Raw genomic sequence first — 2,001 nt, 5'->3', positions numbered from 1 at the left:
CCGACTCAGCCCCTCAATGGCCGAGCCTCGCTGCCAGCTTTCATCCAGCGGCACAAACACCTCGTTCATATAGGCCAGCTGCGAGCCGATATCGACGCGGGGAATCAGATCCAGATGAAAGGCGTGGTGCTCACCGGCGCATACCGAGTCCACCGTGAAATGGGGCACCGCGCAATCCGACGGCATAAATGCAAACACCATATGCGAGTCCAGCTGCAGCGCGGGCACCACAATGCTCGAGGTAACCAGCTGAAACAGCGGGCCGCCGCTGAAACGGCGCATATAGCCCACAGAACCCTGATGCATGGGAAGATGGCTGTTCAGCGGCAAAAACGGCCCTCCATCCTCCGAGAGTTCTTCCTTCATGCCGAAGCGCTCAACGATCGCATTGACCACCTTGTCGTGTAACGCCTTGGGCAATGACTGCTCTTCGCTCATTATTCTTTTCCTCACACTGCGGCGGTAATCGGCTCGAGTAATTGCCAGGGCCGGTTATCGAGTAAATGGGTATTTCTGGACACGACTTTATTGCCGGCGTTAGCAGCGTGAAGCACTGCCAGAGTCACCGCGTCGCTGTCGTGCATTTCGGTCACCGGCGGCCGGGTTAGCACTCCGTCAAACTCGCGGTTTTTCCACTCGCTGAAGATCGTAAAATCCTCGAGCAAGCCCGCGCTAAAGCCACGCCCCAGTGATGTTAGCGGAGCGGCCGCCAGCAGGTTTAAGCGGTTTTCAGCAGCGCGTTCAATCAGGCCGGTATGCAGTTCCCAAGCCTCCAAGGGCTGCAACGGCACCGCCACAATCTCCGCTCCAGCCAGGGCACACAGGCGAAAGCTTTCGGGGAAAATACTGTCGTCACTGCTCACCAAACACAGCCGCGCAAACGGCAGCGAAAAAACGACAAACTCATCATCCAACCCAGACCAGGCAAATCGCCGACTGGCATGTACCTGACCCTGAGTGCCCACAATGCCACTGGCGGCAATCACCACGGTCTGGTGCTGGTAGTGCTCACCCTTACGACCGACCCGCGCACAGACCACAAACACATCGCTGCGTAAGATATCGGCGATTGCCGCTACCAACTGTTCACCCTGCGCCTGCCATTCAGCCAGCTGCCCGGGGCCCAGCCTCGCCATTCCCTCGTCCGGAGCGAGACTAATCAGCCGCGCACCCGCCGCCTGGGCGGCAGACACCTGCCGACAGATTTCTGCGATCGAGCGACCGCCACTGCGGATCAGTGCAACCGGAATATCGTTGCTGCCGGGCTTACAGACCGGCGACGACTGCTTAGCGGGGTCCCGACCGAGACTGCCATACAGCTCTGGTCGCCGCGCAAGAAATACATCGCTGCCATCGGGGCGCAATTTGTTATCGGCCTCTGCTGGCGAGATCAGCGCCGAAATCACTTCCTCTTCGCGAGTCTGAGCCATCGCCAGCACCCGGCCATCGGGCGCCACTATTTGGCTTTCTCCAGCGCCACACAGAAAGACTTCAGGGATATTAGTCGCGGCGCTGATACCGGCCATCATCGCCTCGGGCACCAGTGGGCCCACCTTGTTGGCCGCCACCACAAACACCTTGTTCTCAGCCGCGCGCACGGGAATATGCAGATTGCCCTCATCGGGCGCAAAGGAGTTCAGACTATTGCAAAGTACCTGGGCACCGCGCAAAGCAAGGCAGCGCGGTGTTTCATTGATCACGCCATCCATGCACATATACATCGCCAGGCGGCCGATATCACTATCGATGATCGGCGCCGGTTTATCGGCAGTTTGTAGAAAATCATTCTCGTGACCGATCAACACCTGTTTGTCGGCAATACCGAGCAATTCGCCCTGTGGCGAATACATCAGCGCTGAGCCGCTGACCTTGCCACTGGCGTCCAGGGCAAATGCGTTGGTATCGATTTCCAGAGCTGTATTGGCAGTTTCCCAGGAAAGCGCCATCTCGACGCTGCGGACGGTCGAGCCTTGGCCGGTAATTGAAATATTCTGGCCGGAT

Annotated in this window: 1 protein-coding gene and 1 pseudogene; both read right to left on the bottom strand. The window is 58.5% G+C overall.

The features are described from left to right. Positions 1-438, bottom strand: a pseudogene (locus tag ABYM29_RS15555) (hypothetical protein); the annotation flags it as partial. Positions 439-449: 11 nt separating this feature from the next. Beyond that, positions 450-2,001, bottom strand: a 1,552-nt coding sequence (locus ABYM29_RS15550) for a nitrilase-related carbon-nitrogen hydrolase (protein WP_372865705.1), incomplete at its 5' end; no start/stop codon positions are given.

Origin of the sequence: Spongiibacter sp., assembly GCF_041602295.1 — a bacterium.
GTDB lineage: Bacteria > Pseudomonadota > Gammaproteobacteria > Pseudomonadales > Spongiibacteraceae > Spongiibacter.
This window is presented reverse-complemented; position numbering and strand designations above follow the sequence as displayed.